Here is a 19,036-nt window from a genome sequence, read left to right on the forward strand (position 1 = left end):
TCTATTTAACTTATAAAGCAAGAGAATTTGACTATCATACAAGGCTTATAGAAACAGCTGGTGAAATAAATGATTTCATGCCAGAGTTTGTTGTAGATAATACAATGAAGCTATTAAATGAACAAAAGAAGGCAATGAATGGATCAAAGGTTCTTTTAATGGGAGTAGCCTATAAAAAGGACATTGATGACATGAGAGAGTCTCCAGCACTTAAGGTTATTGAACATTTAGAGAAAAATGGAGCAGAAGTTATATACAATGATCCATATGTACCAGAGTTTAAACACAATGGAAAAGAATATAGATCAGTGGAATGGGAAAAAGCTATAGATGATGCAGATATAGTTTTAATAACAACGAATCACAGCTGTTATAATTATGAACAAGTGGTTAAAAGAGCTAAAATATTCTACGATACAAGGAACGCATCTAAGGATGTTAAGAATAATAGAGAAAAAATACACAAACTATAATTAGTAAGGTGATTTAAATGAATAATTTACATTTTATACACGAGGGATTATATGAAAGTAAATTTATAAGTTTTATAAACAATAATAAACTAAATGAAACTAATAAATTCCTTGTATTTGAAACTAAAAATTCTCTTGCAAATATGGAAAAATTCACAAATGTTATAATGGAAAACATAAATTTTAAAAAAGAATATTTTACTATAAAGAAAATATGCAAGAACGCTGACAAAATATATTTACATGGATTATTTTCGAAAAAATGGGTATTGTTTTTTTATTTAAATCCTCATTTGTTGAAAAAGACTAATTGGGTTATATGGGGAGGGGATCTTTATTACTATAAGTACGCTATTAATTCTATGAAATCAAAAATATATGAGTTTATTAGAAAAAAAGTTATAAAAAATTTATCGGAGATAACAGCTTTCATAAAAGGTGACTATGAGATAGCACAAAAAATTTATAATACAAAAGCAAAATATAACTATGCATTTTATCCAAATCCAATAGATTTTGATTCTTTAGACAAAGTATTAGCTTCTATAGATAAGGAAAAATATACAACAACTATACAAATAGGAAACTCAGCTGATCCTACCAATGAACATATAGAAATATTAAATATTTTATCAGTACATAAAAATAAAAATATAAAAATAATATGCCCTCTTTCATATGGCAACAAGGAGCATGCTAATAGAGTCATACAATACGGAAATAAAATATTTGGGGATAAATTTCAACCACTAACAGAATATATGCCACCAGAAGAATATTCTAAAATACTAGCTAACATTGACATTGCAATCTTTAACCATCAAAGACAACAAGCTCTTGGAAATATTATAGGTTTGCTATATTTAGGTAAAAAAGTTTATATAAGAAGTGATATAACCCCTTGGGAATATTTTGATAATTTTGGTGTGAAATTATATGATACAAAAAACATTAAAAATAATAAATTTGAAGGTTTAATAAGCTTTGATGATAGTGTAGGACAAGCTAATAAAAAAATAGTTGCAAAAGAATTTTCAGAAGAACATTGCGTTCAGCTTTGGAGGAAAGTTCTTTATGAAGGAGAATAAATATGGCAGAAACATCTAAACAATTTCTAAAGAGATTTTTAGGCTTTTCTATTGGTCCATTAGTATCAGCTTTAATAGGATTTATTACAGTTCCTATAACTACATATTTGGTTTCTCCAACTGATTTTGGTAAATCTGCTATGTATACAATGGGTTACTCTATAAGTTCTTTATTCATTTTTTTAGGTTTAGATCAAGCATTTGTTAGAGAATACAATGATGAAAAAAATAAGAAAAATTTATTTTGGAATTCATTAATTGTACCCTTAGTTTTTTCTATAATTATTGGTGCTATTTATATTATATTTTACAAGCCGGTTTCTATTCTAATGTTTGATAGTATTGAAAAATATATAATTATGATTTTAGCTTTTTCTCTTCCTTTTGCAGTAATAGATAGGTTTAATATGCTTGTTATAAGGATGCAGGAAAAGGCAAAATTATATTCCTTATTTAATATTTTTAATAAGTTATTTGTTTTAATTATAATGATACCTTATCTAAAATTTATCGATAATAGTTTTAAAGGAATCATTAATGCAAACTTTATAAGCTTAATTTTATTATGTTTATTAGAGATATATTTTGTTAAAGAAAACTGGAAAACTAAGTTTTGCATAGATAAAAAGTTGTTAACCAATTTATTTGAATTTGGATTACCTCTTATTCCAGCATCTATTATAACTTGGTTTTTTAGTTCTATGGATAGGATAGCTTTAAGGCAATGGTCTACTTTTGAACAAATAGGAATTTATTCTGCTGCTTTTAAAATAGTAATGGTTTTAGGTATAGTTCAGCAAGCCTTTTGCACTTTTTGGACACCTACAGCGTATAGATGGCATAAACAAGAAGTAGGCAATAAAAAATATATGGAAGTAAGTGATATTCTCATAACTATAATGGTAATATTATTTTCATTCATAGTATTATTTAAAGATATAATAATTAAGATTTTATCAGAAAGTTATGCTGATGCAGCAGTTGTTGTGCCATTTTTATTATTTCTTCCTATAATGTATACAGTATCGGAAACTACTACTTTAGGCATTTCTTTTTCAAAAAAAACATCATATAATATTTTAATTTCAATAGTAGCAGCTGGTACTAATTATATTGGGAATTTCATGTTAGTACCTAGAATGGGAGCGTTAGGAGCTTCTATATCTACAGGAGTTTCATATATAGTTTTTTTCTGGATGAGAACTTTAATATCTAGAAAATTGTGGTATAAGTTTGATTTAAATATTTATATTGTAAACATAATACTAATGTTACTTCTATCTATAACTAGTATTATATTTAATAAAGTATATATGAATTTGATAATCATTTTAATCGTTATTATATATAATAAAAAACATGTTATGAACATCTTAAGTTTTTGCAAGGCTACCCTAGGAGGAATGAAAAATGAAAGGTATAATTTTAGCAGGAGGTTCAGGGACTAGACTTTATCCTATGACAAAAGCAGTTTCTAAACAAATATTACCGATATATGATAAGCCTATGATATACTATCCCTTGTCTGTTTTAATGTTATCTGGTATAAAAGACATACTAATAATATCTACACCAAGAGATATCACTTTATATAAAGAATTATTTGAAGATGGCAGTCAACTTGGATTAAAAATATCTTATGAAATTCAAGATAAACCAAGAGGACTTGCGGATGCTTTTGTGGTAGGAGAAGAATTTATAGGAGATAGTTCAGTTGCACTTATATTAGGTGATAATATTTTCTATGGACATGAATTTATAAGTGTATTAAAAGAAGCTGTAACTAAAGAGGATGGAGCAACAATATTTGGATATTATGTAAATAATCCTTTTGAGTTTGGTGTAGTAGAATTTGATGAGGATTATAATGTAATATCTATAGAAGAAAAGCCTAAAAATCCTAAATCTAATTTTGCAGTACCAGGATTATATTTCTATGATAATGATGTAATAGAAATTGCAAAAAATGTAAAACCATCTGCGAGAGGTGAGGTGGAAATTACATCTGTAAATAATGAGTATTTAAAAAGAGGAAAACTAAAAGTAAAATTATTTGGAAGAGGTATGGCCTGGCTTGATACAGGAACTCAAAATGGTTTGCTAGATGCTTCAAATTTTGTCCAAGCTATACAAAAAAGACAGGGTTTATATATAGCATGTATTGAAGAAATTTCATACAGAATGAAGTATATTAATAAAGAACAATTATTAAAATTAATAAAGCCATTAGAGAAGACTGAATATGGTAATTACTTGAAAAATATAGTTGATAAAAATATTTAAATAAGAAGGGGCTTAAGAATGGAAACTTATTTAATTACAGGTGGAGCTGGATTTATAGGATCAAATTTTATCCAATACATGCTCAAGAAATATCAAAATATAAAAATTATAAATATAGATAAATTAACTTATGCAGGAAATTTAGAGAATCTTAAATCAATAGAAAATAATGAAAAATATAATTTTATACAAGCTGATATTTGTGATAAAACTGCAATAAGTAAAATATTTATAGAAAATGATATAGATTATGTTGTTAACTTTGCAGCAGAATCTCATGTTGATAGAAGCATTAAAGAGCCAGAAGTATTTGTTAAAGCAAATGTTTTGGGTACAGTAACCCTATTAAATGCTGCTAAAGATACATGGAAAACAGAAAATGGATTTAAGGAATATAAGAAATATATTCAAATATCTACAGATGAGGTATATGGTTCATTAGGAGAAACAGGATATTTTACTGAGACTACACCACTTGATCCACATAGTCCGTATTCTTCAAGTAAGGCATCTGCTGATTTAATAGTTAAGGCATATTATGATACATATAAAATGCCAATAAATATTACTAGATGTTCAAATAATTATGGACCATATCAATTTCCAGAAAAACTAATACCTCTTATTATAAATAACTGTTTAAACAATAAAGAGTTGCCGGTGTATGGGGACGGATTGAATATTAGGGATTGGTTATATGTGGAGGATCATTGTGAAGCAATTGATTTAGTAGTACAAAAGGGTAGAATAGGAGAAGTATACAATATAGGTGGACATAATGAAAGAACAAACATACATATTGTTAAAACTATAATAGATTATATTAAAGAAAATATAGATGATATAATAACTTATGACTTAATTAAACATGTAGAAGACAGAAAGGGTCATGATAGAAGGTATGGGATAGATCCAACTAAAATAAAAAAGGAATTGGGATGGGAACCTAAAACTACTTTCGAAGAAGGAATTATAAAGACAATTAAATGGTACTTGGAAAACGGAAAATGGATGAACAATGTTACGAATGGTGAATATCAAGAATATTATAAGAAGATGTATAATAAATAAATTTAAATTATAACTTGGGAGAAGGTTTATATATGATTAACGTTACTAAGACATATTTACCTGATGTAGAAAAATACAAAAGTTATGTTGAAGAGATATTTAAGTCTGGCTGGTTAACTAATAATGGTCAATTTGTACAAGCATTACAGAAAAGACTTGAAGAATACTTAGATGTAAAACATTTAGTATTAGTTTCAAATGGAACTTTGGCACTTCAAATTGCTTATAGGGCTTTAGAAATAAAAGGTGAGGTTATTACAACCCCATTTACTTTTGTTGCAACTACAAGTACTCTTGTCTGGGAAGGATTGCAGCCTAAGTTTGTAGATATTGATAAAGAAACTTTTAATATAGACTATTCTAAAATTGAAGATGCAATTACGAAAGATACTTCTGCTATAGTACCAGTTCATGTATTTGGTAATCCTTGTGAAGTTGAAAAAATCAATGAAATTGCCCAAGAATATAATCTTAAAGTCATATATGATGCAGCTCATGCCTTTGGAGTAAAATATGGAGAAACGAATGTTTTAAATTATGGAGACATTTCAACATTAAGCTTTCATAGCACAAAGGTTTTTCATACTATTGAAGGTGGAGCTATAATAGTTAAAGATGATAATTTGTATGAGAAAATAAGAAAAATTATTAACTTTGGAATAAATAGTCCAGATAAAATAGATTGTTTAGGCATAAATTCTAAAATGAATGAATTTCAAGCTGCTATGGGTTTATGTATACTGGATGATATGGATAAGATATTTGAAGGAAGAAAAAAAGTATTTGATTATTATATGAATAACTTGCCTAAAGAGCTACAACTACAAAAGTATAGTGAAGATTGCACAAAAAATTATGCTTATTTTCCTGTAGTATTTGAGAATGAAGAAATTTTATTAAAGATTAAAGAGGAATTAAATAAAAATGATATATATCCAAGAAGATATTTTTATCCATCATTAGAATCATTACCTTACATAAACGATATACAAGATATGCCTAATTCTAAGAGCATATCTAGGAGAATATTATGCTTACCTATGTATGATTCTTTAAATGAATACGAACTAAAGAAAATCATAAATATCTTAAGTAGCAGATAATATAGGAGGTTATAATGTTAAATTCTTTTTATTCTAAAGAGGAACTAAATAATATAGGTTTTCAAAAGGTTGGAACCAATGTTTTAATAAGTCGAAAAGCAAGTATTTACTCACCGAAATATATTTCATTAGGAAATAATGTTAGAATAGATGACTTTTGTGTTTTAAGTGGAAAGATTGATATTAAAGATTTTGTTCATATTGCATGTTTTTGCTGTTTATTTGGAGGAGATGAAGGGATTTATATAGGCAACTACACTACTTTATCCAGTAGAATAAGTGTTTATGCCAAAACAGATGATTATAGTGGGGAATTTATGGTTAATCCTATGATTCCTAAAGAATATACAAATATAATTTCAAAGAAAGTATTTATAGGAGACAATGTTATTATTGGAACGGGTAGTGTAATATTGCCTGGAGTTAATATCCATGATGGTGTAGCTTGTGGGGCTTTAACTTTAGTAAATAGAGATTTGGAATCTTGGAGCATAAATGTCGGTATACCTGTCAGGAAATCTAAAAATAGATCAAAAAAACTTTTAAATTTGGAAACAGAATTTTTAGATAAATTATTAATAAAGTAAATTTGAAACAAAAAATTAGTTAGAAGTCAATTTGACTTCTAACTAATTTTTTATTACTGTATAACTTCAAAAGCATCAACATGTAAGTGAGTACCTAGAGCACTAGGGTTTTTAGTGCCAGTAACTTCAATTTTAATAGTGTGTTGTCCATAAGTTAAGTTATCTTTAGTATAAGCAACCTTTTTATATTGAGTAGTACTACTATAAGTGTCGATATTTTCAGAAACACCATCAATAGTAACCTTTGCTATACCTCTATATTGGTTAGCTAAATAAAGCCATTTGATACCAGTTCCAGTGAAAGTAAATTCTACATAAGAACCTGTAACGTTAGAATATTTAGCAGAAGCACCACTATTATTAGCATTACTATCTAAAGTCCAACCAGTACTAAATTTAACATTAGTATCTGTTTCTTCAAATCTTGTTATAGTTGGTTGAGGTGCGGTTATAACTTCAAAAGCATCAACATGTAAGTGAGTACCTAAAGCACTAGGGTTTTTAGTGCCAGTAACTTCAATTTTAATAGTGTGCTGTCCATAAGTTAAGTTATCTTTAGTATAAGCAACCTTTTTATATTGAGTAGTACTACTATAAGTGTCGATATTTTCAGAAACACCATCAATAGTAACCTTTGCTAAACCTCTATACTGGTTAGCTAAATAAAGCCATTTGATACCAGTTCCAGTGAAAGTAAATTCTACATAAGAACTGGTAACGTTAGAATATTTAGCAGAAGCACCACTATTATTAGCATTACTATCTAAAGTCCACCCAGAACTAAATTTAACATTAGTATCTGTTTCTTCAAATCTTGTTATAGTTGGTTGCGGTGTGGTTATAACTTCAAAAGCATCAACATGTAAGTGAGTACCTAGAGCACTAGGGTTCTTAGTGCTAGTAACTTCAATTTTAATAGTGTGTTGTCCATAAGTTAAGTTATCTTTAGTATAAGCAACCTTTTTATATTGAGTAGTACTACTATAAGTGTCGACATTTTCAGAAACACCATCAATAGTAACCTTTGCTATACCTCTATATTGGTTAGCTAAATAAAGCCATTTGATACCAGTTCCAGTGAAAGTAAATTCTACATATGAACCAGTAACGTTAGAATATTTAGCAGAAGCGCCGCTATTATTAGCATTACTATCTAAAGTCCAACCAGTACTAAATTTAACATTAGCGTCTGTTTCTTCAACTCTCGTTACCGTCGTTCCTCCACCAGCTTGCCCCAATATCTCCACTTCATTAGAAGCTCCAGATTCAAGCTTAGCATAGTTAACAGCACTAATAGTGTAGTAATAAGTCTTAGTTGCATCAACAGAGCTATCAGTAAATTTCAAGTCACCAACTAAAGCTGTATTTATCTGAGTTCCTTTAGCTCCTTTTGTTTCAGAACGGTAAACATTATATCCAGCAACATCTATTTCAGAATTGTCATTCCATGTTAAGTTTACATTTGAGTCATCCTTTGCAGCCTTTAGTGTACTAGGAGCTGCAGGAGGTGTAGTTTGTAAATCTTCAATATCCATTCCGTCAAACATTACCTTACCTGATAAGCATTCAATAGTCCAAGTGTCACCTTCTACTCTAGGAGTACTATACAGACGAATAGAGGTAGCGTCTGGGTATTGACTTAAATCTAGATCCCAGAAGAATCCGAAAGATGAAGTAATCCTAACTGTACCCATACCAGGTCCACCGTAGAATTTAAAGCCAAGGTTGTAGCCAGTGAATGGAAGTGATGCTTTTGCACCTGCTTGGGTAGTTGAGTGAACTTTATCTTTATATGCTCCGATCTTGTTTTCTTCTGTCCAAGCACCTGTATAGGTAATATGGTTACTTGAATCGTCAATAGTAAATTTACTATTTCCAACTATAGGTCTATCCTGAACCACATCTGAGAAATCGGATTCAATTCCAAGAGGGTTTTCAGTAGTAATTTTGTAATAATATAGTTTATCCTGTAAATCTCTATCAAGATAATGGGCATCAGGTGCAGAGACAGGTCTTGAATCAATTTTAGTGAAATCTACTCCATTTTCAGAACGATATACATTAAACTTTATTGCATTATAGTCTTGAATAAAGAAGACTATATTTACAGCATTTAAGAATCTCTCAGTTGTTAAGCTTTGAGGAGCCATTGGCTTATTGATGTTAGCAACCTCGATACTGTCAACATTTATTGCAGTGTAAGTCTTTCTTTTAGCTGCTTTGTCCCATCTTCCTGTCCATTGTATCTCTAAAGTGTGATGACCATATGGAAGATCAGCAGTAAATAATTCTTGATTAAATTCTTTAGTTATGCTGTATAAACTTACTGCACCTCTATTTTGTCCATCGATTAATACATTTGCAATACCTTGGTTAGGGCCTTTAAATCCCTTCCAAGTTACTTTAGAACCTGTAAAAGGTAATATCATAGTTCCAGAACTATTTAACGTCTTTGCTGAACCCTTATAGTGATTTTCTGATAAATCATCTGTCCATTTACCAATGAAAGCTAATAGTGGATCCTTATCATCAAATACAATATTTCCAGCTTTCTCATAGCTTAAAGTGTAGTCTCCAGCACCTGAGTAAGCATATGCATCTATATAGTAAACTCCAGGATGTGTTGCAGTAAAGGTAATACTTTCTGTACTGCCTATATTTTCAGAGGATGCTAATAACCCATAGGCAGTATTTACTGTTGTAGCCATTCCATCGTATATGTGTAAGTCAAAGTCTGTATTAGGGTCTCCAGTTAATGTGAAGGTAATCATTTCTCCCATATCTAGATTAAAGCTATACACATCATCTAAGTCAGATGTTTCATCTAAGGTTCCAACTACAGGTGATTGAGGAAGAGGTAAGCCAGGAATATCATCATCAGCTTGGAAATCTGCTAGGGCTAAAGCTGCATCTGCTCTTACTAAACCACATGTACCTACATAGCCAATTAAACTAGGGAGGAATTGTGAGCTTTTCATTATTTTACTCTTTAATTCCAATGGATTTTGAGTAAGGTTTTTGCTCAATAGTAATGCTGCAACACCTGTAACGTGAGGTGTAGCCATGGAAGTACCATTGTAATAATCATAAGCATTACTGTAATCTGGATCACCAGGATAATTTAAAACTATCTGTCCTATAGGATCTGATGGTTCTAAATAGTCTATATACAAACTAGGCATAAGAGGATATAGACTTCCTGCAAATGCTGTATTAGGTAATCCTGCTACTGTAGGTCTTCCTTCACCTTCATCTTCATAAGCTAAATTTGCATGAAGATAGGTATTTATAAATGGTAAAGAATTTGTATCAAAAGCAGCTTCTTTACTTGCAAGGAATAGATTTCCACCTTGGTTTAAATAATTAGATAAGTTTGTTCTGTCAGCAGCTCTGAGTGCTCCTTCAAATGGCATACTAGACCAACCAAAGCCATCTCCTGTAAACCATATTACAAGCTTATACTGATTAAGGACAGCAGCATCAGGTCCAGCAGAATTATATCCTACAGTTTGTGTATCTACAGTAAATCCAACTGTAGGAACTAAGACATCTAAAGGATTCTTGTAGGCTGCAAAATAATTTGGAAAAACTGCAGGTGCATCATGTTCATCATCTTGAACAAGTAATATCTTATCTCCAGAGGTAATTCCAAAGTAATTTAGAACTTTAGACATATAATCTTCTGCTAAAGGTGGTATAGCTATGGATTCTAAACCAAAGCCTTGATATAAGGTCTTATAGGTACCGTTACTGCTTCCGATTGCAGCACCTAAATCGTAATTCTTTGGAACTGTGCTTAATATAGATACTCCAGGAGCAGCTACATCAACAGTTGCTGGTCCATAGTTTGAAAAACCTGCAAGAGTACCATCATTTTCAACAGCAGCTACTGAAAGTATGTTGTTGCTATCATAAGAAGCTGGGTAAGAATTGTACATATCATTATTATTTGACTCATTTCCAGCAGCTGCAACAAAAAGGCTGTTGGAGTTCTCAATAGCTTCCTTTAGAAGAGGATCATAGCCTCCACCGCCCCAGCTGTTGTTTGTAATTTTTATTCCCATATTAGCTGCATAATTGATAGCTTCTATAGCAGCCATGGTGTCACCGCCATCAGGACCTATGAATTTTAAAGGCATTATTTGAACGTTTGGAGCAACTCCAACAACGCCCACATCATTCATCGATGCAGCTATTGTACCAGCTACATGTGTTCCGTGAAAGTCTCCATCGTTAATATCAAAAACAGAATTATCATTGTTATAAAAATCCCAGCCATGTACATCGTCAATATATCCATTATTATCGTCATCAACACCATTCATAGGGGTTTCCCCAGGATTTGTCCATACTTTGTCTATTAAATCTGGATGCTTATAGTCAACACCAGTGTCTATTATACCTACAACTAAATTGCTGTCACCTTTAGTTACATTCCAAGCAGTCGGTGCATTTATATCTATATCAGGAGCTCCAGATACTCCATTAATTGCTTGACCTACATTTTCAAGCCCCCATAATTCTGAAGAACGTGGATCACTAGATATTGTTGCATCAGATGGGTAGTAAAGGTAGTTTGGTTGAACAGACTCTACATTTGAATTTGCTTTTAAAAACTTTGTAGCTTGTTCTACAGTAGTACCTTTTGGAAGCTCTACTAAGCTAGTATTTAAAGCCTTAATATTCTTTTTGCTCTTTAGGTTATTTTTACTGTAAATTGAGTTCTTAACAGTATCGGTTGTACCATTTTTAAATTTAATAATCAATTGATTTGAAACTGAAGTTGGTCTAAGCTTATTCTTTGCGTTTTTAATTTTATCCTGGGCAGTTTCCTTTGGATTAGTTGAAGTTGGTTTTTGAATAGAGCCACTGTTGTTAGCAGTACCTTTTAGTTGGCTTTTTCTAGCCTTGGTAACCTTTGAGCCGCTGGCAGTAGTACTAGAGGATGCACTAACACTAGTGTTTGAACTTGATGAAGCACTTGATGAGCCTTGTTTTAAATACTGCAATTTGCCATTATTCTCAACGTAAGCTACTGACTTGACAGTGCTGCTTGTGGATGGCTGAGTAGTAATAACTGATTGAGTTATGGCCATTACATTTTGCGGTATAAGCAGCAAGGCTGAAAGACTAAGTGATAGAATTGTTAAACGACGTTTTTTCAAAATAAAAATCCCCCCTGTATAAATTATTTTTTTATTAGTCCACAAAAATAAAAGTATAACATTACCATATATACCTTTGAATGTAAAAATATACCTTTATATTTAATTACATTATATGATAATATGGTATTATTTTCAATGGAAAAGGTGCCTGGCACCGGAGAAAAGAGAAAACAAAATTAATATACTAAAACTCAGTAGTTTTAAAATAAAGCTGCTGAGTTTTTTAGCATTAAATCTAAAAATAAAATACCAGTGTAAAAAACTAAGCAATTTGATATAATTAAGATAGGAACTAAAGGAGTGATAAAGTGGAATACAACATGTCATGAAACTCCTCTTCCTTCTAGTCAGAGGAGTAAGCGACCATCAACAAATTATAAATTTGGGATGTCTGCTTATGAACATGATGTAGGCTATAAGCATATATTTTCACATAAAGGTACTTTTTTAGAATTTTTACGAAGTTTTACTAAAAAAGAATGGGCAAAACTAATAAATGAGGAAGATTTGATTTTAGTTGATAAATCCTATGTACTTTCAGATTTCGAAGAAGAGGAATCAGACATATTATATAAAGTAAATATAAATGGAGAAGAAGTAATATTTTATATTCTGCTAGAATTTCAATCAAAAGTAGATTTCCAGATGCCAATAAGATTATTGTTTTATATGACAGAAATATGGAGAGATATGCTAAAAAATACTGATAAAAAGGAAAGTAAGAGAAAGAGTTTTAAACTACCAGCCATTATTCCTATAGTATTATATAACGGTAAAAATAAATGGACAGCACATACAAGGTTTAAAGAGGTATTAAGCGGGCAAGATTTATTTGAAGATAACATACTAGATTTTAATTATATGCTATTTGATATAAATAGATATTCAGAAGAAGAATTATACAATATATCAAACTTAGTATCAGCCATATTTTTCCTAGATCAAGAAATGAGCGAGGAAGAATTAGTAAGAAGACTAAGAAAAATTATATATATACTAAAGAAAATATCACCAGAACAGTTTACTGTGTTTAAACAGTGGCTAAAGAAAATAGTAAAACCAAGATTGAAAAAAGATTTGCAAAAGGAAATAGATGATGTTTTAGATAAGTCAAATCAAGAGGAGGTTGATGTTATGGTTCATAATTTAGAGAAGACCTTAGATAATATAGAAAAAAGAGGAATAGAAAAAGGAATAGAAAGAGGAATAGAAAGAGGAAGAGAGGAAGGTAAAATTGAAGTAGCAAGGAATTTTTTGAAAATGGGATTGACTGTAGAGCAGGTAGCTGCAGGTACAGGGCTAACAATAGAAGAGGTTAGAAGATTAAAGAGTGATATAGTGATGTAATAGCAAGGAACTTACTTCCAGTCATTTCCTAAGAGGTCGGTTCTCGAGCAAGAATCTGGAAGATGAAGCAAGCGGAGTCCCATTAGTGCTCCGCAAATTTGACAGTCACTTGTCGAAAAAAACGGAAACTGGTGAACAAATTTTAATTTGTGACGGATGTAAAAGAATATCGCAGGTTAAGAAAAGTTTAATGGAACTTGAATAGCAAAAACACAAAAATAAATGAATTTATATAAGAATAATGAGCAAAGACAGTAAATGAAGTGTGGCGGATCCAGAGAAATATAATATATAAGTAGAAGTTAACTTATATGAGCAGTGAAGTTAATGAGATTAATGCAAGAATATGAATATTGATAAAGCTTGTATGTTAATAATATAAATATTATAATAAACTTAAACTATTGAATGAGTGCATATAAAATATAGTTATTTAAGCTAGAAAGCAATTTTGAGGTGATATTTTGGATAATGAAATTAAAGATATGCTCATTAAGTTATTAGAAGGTCAAACAATGCTTGAAACTCAAATAAGTGGAGTTAAAAACGATATAAGAAATAATTCAATTAAACTTGAAGCTATAGAAAAAAAGATAGATATAATTGCAGAAGTACAAACATCACATAAAGAGCAAAATGAAAAATCATTTAAAAATACAGATTCAGTAATAGAAGATAAAACAAGTTTAATCGAAATATCAGTAAAAAATATTTCAAAAGATGTAAAGGAAGTAAAAGAAAGTATAGAAGTTTTAAAAGATATGACAGGAAGACATGAAGTAGATATTAATATATTAAAACGCAGACCAGTATAATTTAACTCAGTAGCTCAAAGAAAAGCTACTGAGTTTTTTCACGCTAAAATAAAGATTTAGCGAAGTTATTGTTTAAGAAAAGCATAAGCTGGTATATAATATTAATATAGAGTAATTAAATTATTGTTGAGAGCAATTATAGCTTACTATTGAGTAAAATAAGCAGGCAATGGTGACAATCACCTGTTGAGGTATTTGTTGAATAAGGAGATGAGATTAATTGCCACTACTAGAAGTTGGGGATAGAAAATATGAACAATGTAGTTATAATCAGCTTTCGCCCATGCATGCCATTAATATGGAATTAGAAAATATAAAGAAACAAATAATAGAGAAGTATGAACCAAGGGAGATAATACTATTTGGTTCTGTGGCAAAAGGAACTTTTAAGGCTAATAGTGATATAGATTTATGTATTATTAAAGATACAAATGATAAAAAAAGGCTATTAACAGAGATGTATATAAATATAGATAGTAGCGTTCCTTTTGATTTAGTTTTATATACAGTTGAAGAGTGGAATAAATGTATTGCTGATAAAAATTGTTTTGCATACATTATAAAAAGTACAGGGGTGAAACTTTATGGTTGATACTTTACGATATAAAGAGTGGATTGAAAAGGCTGAAAGAGATATCAAATCTGCAAAAATATTAAAAGAGCATGACTGTGGAAATGATGTTGTAGCATTTCACTGTCAACAATCAGTTGAAAAGTCATTAAAAGCTTACTTGATATCAAAAGGTGAGGGGATAGTTAGCGGACATAGTCTTATATACTTGTGTAAATTAAGTGAAAAACATAATAGTGAGTTTAAGAAATATATTAAGGATTGTGGTTTTTTGAATCAATATTATATAGAAACTAGATATCCAGCAGATAATCCTCTTATTGTAAGTGATTATGAAGCAGAAGAATGTATTGATATAGCAGAGAAAGTTTGTAAAACTGTTATAGATTTAATATATAACTAGAAGTTAACTCAGTAGCCCAAAGAAAAGCTGCTGAGTTTTTTAGCATTAAATCTAAAATAAAATACCCGTGTAAAAGCCTAAGCAATTTGATATAATTAAGATAGGAACTAAAGGAGTGATAAAGTGGAATACAACATGTCATGAAACTCCTCTTCCTTCTAGTCAGAGGAGTAAGCGACCATCAACAAATTATAAATTTGGGATGTCTGCTTATGAACATGATGTAGGCTATAAGCATATATTTTCACATAAGGGTACTTTTTTAGAATTTTTGAGAAGTTTCACTAAAAAAGAATGGGCAAAACTAATAAATGAGGAAGATTTGATTTTAGTTGATAAATCCTACGTACTTTCAGATTTCGAAGAAGAGGAATCAGACATATTATATAAAGTAAATATAAATGGACAGCACATACAAGGTTTAAAGAGGTATTAAGCGGGCAAGGTTTATTTGAAGATAACATACTAGACTTTAATTATATGCTATTTGATATAAATAGATATTCAGAGCAAGAATTATACAATATATCAAATTTAGTATCAGCCATATTTTTCCTAGATCAAGAAATGAGCGAGGGAGAATTAGTAAGAAGACTAAGAAAAATCATATATATACTAAAGAAAATATCACCAGAACAGTTTACTGTGTTTAAACAGTGGCTAAAGAAAATAGTAAAACCAAGATTGAAAAAAGATTTGCAAAAGGAAATAGATGATGTTTTAGATAAGTCAAATCAAGAGGAGGTTGATGTTATGGTTCATAATTTAGAAAAAACCTTAGATAATATAGAAAAGAAGGCAACAGAAAGAGGTATGCAGAAAGGTATACAAAAAGGGATAGAAAAAGGAAGAGAGGAAGGTAAAATTGAAGTAGCAAGGAATTTTTTGAAAATGGGATTGACTGTAGAACAGGTAGCTGCAGGTACAGGGCTAACAATAGAAGAGGTTAGAAGATTAAAAAGTGATATAGTTATGTGAAATAGTTTCTTTAGGTGCTTTCCACAGTCGAAAAGAGAATTGTAAGCTAATAATGAAAATCAAATTTAACTCAGTAGATAGAAAATGAAGAGCTGCTAAGTTTTTTTATTTTTATTAAAATTTAGAATCAGACAACGATAATATTGTAGAAGCTATCATTAAACTATCTTAAGTAAAACGTGAAATAAATCAAGGAGAGAAAGTAGTTATGAAAAAATATTTAGTTACAGGTGGAGCAGGATTTATTGGAGCGAATTTTATATTGTACATGCTAAATAAATATAAAGATATAGAAATTATAAATTTAGATAAATTAACTTATGCAGGAAATAAAGAAAATCTCCAATCGGTTGAAAATACTAAAAGATATACATTTTTTAAAGGGGATATTTGTGACAAAAAATTAGTTTCAAGTTTATTTAAAAAGTATAATATAAACTATGTTGTTCACTTTGCAGCAGAATCACATGTGGACAGAAGCATAATAGAGCCGGAAATATTTGCTAAGACAAATATACTTGGAACAGTAAATATGCTTAATTGTGCAAAAAACGCATGGGAAACAGAAAATGGATTCAAAGAAGGAGTTAAATTTATTCATATATCTACAGATGAAGTTTATGGATCACTGGGAAATGAAGGATTTTTTACAGAAACAACATCTCTAGATCCACATAGCCCATATTCATCAAGTAAGGCTGCATCAGATTTAATGGTTAAGGCTTATTATGATACATACAAAATGCCAGTAAATATAACAAGAAGCTCAAATAATTATGGACCTTTTCAATTTCCAGAAAAATTAATACCATTATTAATAAGTAATTGTTTAAAACACAAAGAATTACCTATTTACGGAGATGGATTAAATATAAGAGACTGGCTATATGTAGAAGACCATGTTAAGGCAATTGATATGATAATAAATAAAGGAAAACTTGGACAAGTTTATAATATAGGTGGGAATAACGAGAGAACTAATATAGAAATAGCTAAAACAATTATTAGTTATATAAATGAAAACGTTGATAGTGGAGTTACTTATAATTTAATTAAGTATGTTGAAGATAGAAAAGGACACGATAGAAGATATGCAATAGCTCCAGATAAGATAAAATCAGAATTAGGATGGTATCCAGAGACTACTTTTGAAGTTGGGATTAGGAGGACTATTAAGTGGTATATAGATAATTATAAGGTGCTTAATTATAAGGTGCCTGGCACTGTCGAAAAGAGAATCGAAATGAAAATATAATTTAAACTTTAGTTTACTCAGTAGCTTAAGAAGGTTACTGAGTTTTTATATTAAAATAAAATTTAGATAAGTTATAATTACAGCGAAGTAAGAAATTTCATAATGGATAAGTAAATAGTGTATCATTAAATGGAAAAATATGGTATAATTGTTTGAAATAGAAGTCTTTTAATAGAGGTGTAGTATGTTCAGAGTTATAAAAGCATTTGTAACAGTAGACAATAAAACTTATTCATTGAATATTAATGTTAATGATCAAGAAATAAGTTATGAAGGAGAACCTATTAATATTAGTATTATAAATACTTCAGAAAAAATTATAGCTACTATTAACAATAATTCAGACAATGATGTAAATCTAAATAAAATAGAATTAGATCTATTTTATTTAGAGGCAAAATCATATAGCTCATTTATTTTAAATAACGAAAATTCTCAAGCTGATATAGATTTAAATATAATTAATAGTAATGCACTAAATCAATCGTATAAATCATATCTTTTTACGTTTTTGTCTGCTATGGACCATTATGAGAATATTTTTTTAGGATTTTTGAGCAGTCATATATCAAGAAATTACATAAAAATTAATGTCAATAGAGATAAAGTAACTGTTAGTAGTGTATTTGATTTTGTAAATCATTGTTTGAAAAGTGGAGAGAAACTAAAGTTAGATGAAATATATTTAGATTTTAATAAACAAATGATTGAAAGCTTTAATATCTATGGTAATTTAATTAATAGTGAATGTTTCGGTAAGTGTAAAGGATTCCATGAAATATATAATGAAGGGGAACTAAAAACTGAAGAGTCATTTCATATTTTATTTGAAAATGAAGCATCGGAAGTATCTTTAGTTACAAACGGAAAGCCTTATAGTATTAAGCTTTCTGGAAAGAATACTTATCCTATTGATATTTCAAAAATAGAAGGGAAAAGTTTTGTAATGAATAAGTTAGAGGATTTCAGTGAAAAAGGTCATAAAAGTTTGTACATTAAAAATGTAATACCTTATATAAATACTGTAGTTCAGAGTAAAGCATTTAATCCCTATTATGAATTGAGTAACCTTTTAACTGAAATAAAAAGAGAATTTAATTCTATTTTAACCTTTGATGATTGTCCACTTGGAATTGCTATTAATAACATGAATGTTATTGAAAGTAGTTTTGAGTTAAAACCTTTAAAAGATGAATCGCTATTAAGACTAATAAAAAGAAAGAAGAATAATCATAATTTAAATTATAATTTAATATTAAAAACTATTTTATATGGAGGATTGTTTTTGAATAATTCAAAATTCATAGCTTCTAATTTAAAGATTATACAAGCTATGGATATTGTAACTCAGAATATAAATGCTTCTTCTTTAGATAATAAAAATATGCTTAATATGATTTTAGATATAAATAGAAACGAAAATAGTAATCTCATATCTCATATGGAAAAGGAGAATGTATTTTCAATACTTAGAGAAGGCAAAAATTCTAATTACATTGCAATATTCAATTTAACAGACAAATCTGCAAGATTCTATTGGGACATGTCAAAAGGTATCGATAAAAATCTTGATGGCAGTTCTGTAGATATTTTAAACAACAAAAATTATCTAATAGTTAATAATGTAATTTATATAAGAAATATACCTCCAATGGATTGTTGTTTAATTGTTAGGTAAAGAAGGTGCCAGGCACCGGAGAAAGGAGAATTTAAAAGCATTGAAGCGGACAAAATATGATATAATAATATTCAAGTGCGAGCTGCGAAGCAACACGCGAAAGCGTGAAGCTTCCTCTTGAAATGGAAGAAATTCTATTTCATTAGTAAGTTATTAATATATAGTGGGAAAATCCCATCAGGTAATACCTAACCAGTAGCCTGTACCTAGTTCCTT

Annotated in this window: 16 protein-coding genes; 15 read left to right on the top strand and 1 reads right to left on the bottom strand. The window is 29.7% G+C overall.

Features of this window, described 5'->3' with window-relative positions; genetic code table 11:
• From CLHOM_RS01070 to CLHOM_RS01100, 7 genes are all read left to right on the top strand, one after another.
• On the top strand, positions 1 to 473 hold a 473-nt coding region (locus tag CLHOM_RS01070), incomplete at its 5' end, for a UDP binding domain-containing protein (RefSeq protein ID WP_278321716.1).
• Positions 474 to 490: 17 nt separating this feature from the next.
• Positions 491 to 1,561, top strand: coding sequence for a TDP-N-acetylfucosamine:lipid II N-acetylfucosaminyltransferase family protein (locus CLHOM_RS01075; protein WP_052219832.1), 1,071 nt, complete (start codon positions 491 to 493; stop codon positions 1,559 to 1,561).
• 2 nt (positions 1,562 to 1,563) lie between these two features.
• Positions 1,564 to 3,009: a lipopolysaccharide biosynthesis protein gene (locus tag CLHOM_RS01080; protein WP_052219833.1), complete on the top strand. Its 1,446-nt coding sequence runs from the start codon at positions 1,564 to 1,566 to the stop codon at positions 3,007 to 3,009.
• Positions 2,972 to 3,844, top strand: coding sequence for a glucose-1-phosphate thymidylyltransferase RfbA (gene rfbA, locus CLHOM_RS01085; RefSeq protein ID WP_052219834.1), 873 nt, complete (start codon positions 2,972 to 2,974; stop codon positions 3,842 to 3,844). Before CLHOM_RS01080 ends, rfbA begins: the two co-directional genes overlap by 38 nt.
• A gap of 18 nt (positions 3,845 to 3,862) precedes the next feature.
• Positions 3,863 to 4,915, top strand: a complete 1,053-nt coding sequence (rfbB, locus tag CLHOM_RS01090) for a dTDP-glucose 4,6-dehydratase (protein ID WP_052219835.1) — start codon at positions 3,863 to 3,865, stop codon at positions 4,913 to 4,915.
• Between the two features lie 32 nt (positions 4,916 to 4,947).
• Positions 4,948 to 6,018 carry a DegT/DnrJ/EryC1/StrS family aminotransferase gene (locus CLHOM_RS01095; RefSeq protein ID WP_052219836.1) on the top strand — a complete coding sequence of 357 codons (1,071 nt, stop codon included), beginning with the start codon at positions 4,948 to 4,950 and terminating at the stop codon, positions 6,016 to 6,018.
• 14 nt (positions 6,019 to 6,032) lie between these two features.
• On the top strand, positions 6,033 to 6,605 hold the full coding sequence (locus CLHOM_RS01100; protein WP_052219837.1) for an acyltransferase: 573 nt from the start codon (positions 6,033 to 6,035) through the stop codon (positions 6,603 to 6,605).
• 53 nt (positions 6,606 to 6,658) lie between these two features.
• On the opposite strand, the gene CLHOM_RS01105 is transcribed toward CLHOM_RS01100, so the two are convergent.
• Positions 6,659 to 11,770, bottom strand: coding sequence for a S8 family serine peptidase (locus CLHOM_RS01105; protein ID WP_052219838.1), 5,112 nt, complete (start codon positions 11,768 to 11,770; stop codon positions 6,659 to 6,661).
• 390 nt (positions 11,771 to 12,160) lie between these two features.
• On the opposite strand from CLHOM_RS01105, the gene CLHOM_RS01110 reads away from it, so the two are divergent.
• From CLHOM_RS01110 to CLHOM_RS01140, 8 genes are all read left to right on the top strand, one after another.
• Entirely contained in the window at positions 12,161 to 13,120 is a 960-nt protein-coding gene (locus CLHOM_RS01110; RefSeq protein ID WP_052219839.1) for an Rpn family recombination-promoting nuclease/putative transposase, read from the top strand.
• A 464-nt stretch (positions 13,121 to 13,584) separates the two neighbouring features.
• Positions 13,585 to 13,935, top strand: a complete 351-nt coding sequence (locus CLHOM_RS01115; RefSeq protein ID WP_052219840.1) for a hypothetical protein — start codon at positions 13,585 to 13,587, stop codon at positions 13,933 to 13,935.
• Between the two features lie 220 nt (positions 13,936 to 14,155).
• Entirely contained in the window at positions 14,156 to 14,527 is a 372-nt protein-coding gene (locus tag CLHOM_RS01120) for a nucleotidyltransferase domain-containing protein (protein WP_242846720.1), read from the top strand.
• Positions 14,520 to 14,909, top strand: a complete 390-nt coding sequence (locus CLHOM_RS01125) for a HEPN domain-containing protein (RefSeq protein WP_052219841.1) — start codon at positions 14,520 to 14,522, stop codon at positions 14,907 to 14,909. The genes CLHOM_RS01120 and CLHOM_RS01125 overlap by 8 nt, the downstream gene beginning before the upstream one ends.
• Positions 14,910 to 15,024: 115 nt before the next feature.
• Positions 15,025 to 15,345, top strand: coding sequence for an Rpn family recombination-promoting nuclease/putative transposase (locus CLHOM_RS18640; RefSeq protein ID WP_242846721.1), 321 nt, complete (start codon positions 15,025 to 15,027; stop codon positions 15,343 to 15,345).
• Positions 15,346 to 15,389: 44 nt separating this feature from the next.
• Complete coding sequence (locus CLHOM_RS18645; protein ID WP_242846722.1) at positions 15,390 to 15,887, top strand: Rpn family recombination-promoting nuclease/putative transposase; 498 nt, start codon at positions 15,390 to 15,392, stop codon at positions 15,885 to 15,887.
• A 208-nt stretch (positions 15,888 to 16,095) separates the two neighbouring features.
• Positions 16,096 to 17,142: a dTDP-glucose 4,6-dehydratase gene (gene rfbB / locus CLHOM_RS01135; protein ID WP_052219842.1), complete on the top strand. Its 1,047-nt coding sequence runs from the start codon at positions 16,096 to 16,098 to the stop codon at positions 17,140 to 17,142.
• A gap of 184 nt (positions 17,143 to 17,326) precedes the next feature.
• Positions 17,327 to 18,820, top strand: coding sequence for a hypothetical protein (locus CLHOM_RS01140; protein ID WP_052219843.1), 1,494 nt, complete (start codon positions 17,327 to 17,329; stop codon positions 18,818 to 18,820).
• The last annotated feature ends 216 nt before the right edge of the window (positions 18,821 to 19,036 follow it).

Source organism: Clostridium homopropionicum DSM 5847 (genome assembly GCF_001263795.1).
GTDB lineage: Bacteria > Bacillota > Clostridia > Clostridiales > Clostridiaceae > Clostridium_H > Clostridium_H homopropionicum.

Excerpts from the sequence above, each read along its gene's own strand:
- CLHOM_RS01075 (WP_052219832.1), top strand. The coding sequence starts at position 491 with ATGAATAATTTACATTTTATACACGAGGGATTATATGAAAGTAAATTT.
- CLHOM_RS01080 (WP_052219833.1), top strand. The coding sequence starts at position 1,564 with ATGGCAGAAACATCTAAACAATTTCTAAAGAGATTTTTAGGCTTTTCT.
- rfbA (WP_052219834.1), top strand. The coding sequence starts at position 2,972 with ATGAAAGGTATAATTTTAGCAGGAGGTTCAGGGACTAGACTTTATCCT.
- rfbB (WP_052219835.1), top strand. The coding sequence starts at position 3,863 with ATGGAAACTTATTTAATTACAGGTGGAGCTGGATTTATAGGATCAAAT.
- CLHOM_RS01095 (WP_052219836.1), top strand. The coding sequence starts at position 4,948 with ATGATTAACGTTACTAAGACATATTTACCTGATGTAGAAAAATACAAA.
- CLHOM_RS01100 (WP_052219837.1), top strand. The coding sequence starts at position 6,033 with ATGTTAAATTCTTTTTATTCTAAAGAGGAACTAAATAATATAGGTTTT.
- CLHOM_RS01110 (WP_052219839.1), top strand. The coding sequence starts at position 12,161 with ATGTCTGCTTATGAACATGATGTAGGCTATAAGCATATATTTTCACAT.
- CLHOM_RS01125 (WP_052219841.1), top strand. The coding sequence starts at position 14,520 with ATGGTTGATACTTTACGATATAAAGAGTGGATTGAAAAGGCTGAAAGA.
- CLHOM_RS18645 (WP_242846722.1), top strand. The coding sequence starts at position 15,390 with ATGCTATTTGATATAAATAGATATTCAGAGCAAGAATTATACAATATA.
- rfbB (WP_052219842.1), top strand. The coding sequence starts at position 16,096 with ATGAAAAAATATTTAGTTACAGGTGGAGCAGGATTTATTGGAGCGAAT.
- CLHOM_RS01140 (WP_052219843.1), top strand. The coding sequence starts at position 17,327 with ATGTTCAGAGTTATAAAAGCATTTGTAACAGTAGACAATAAAACTTAT.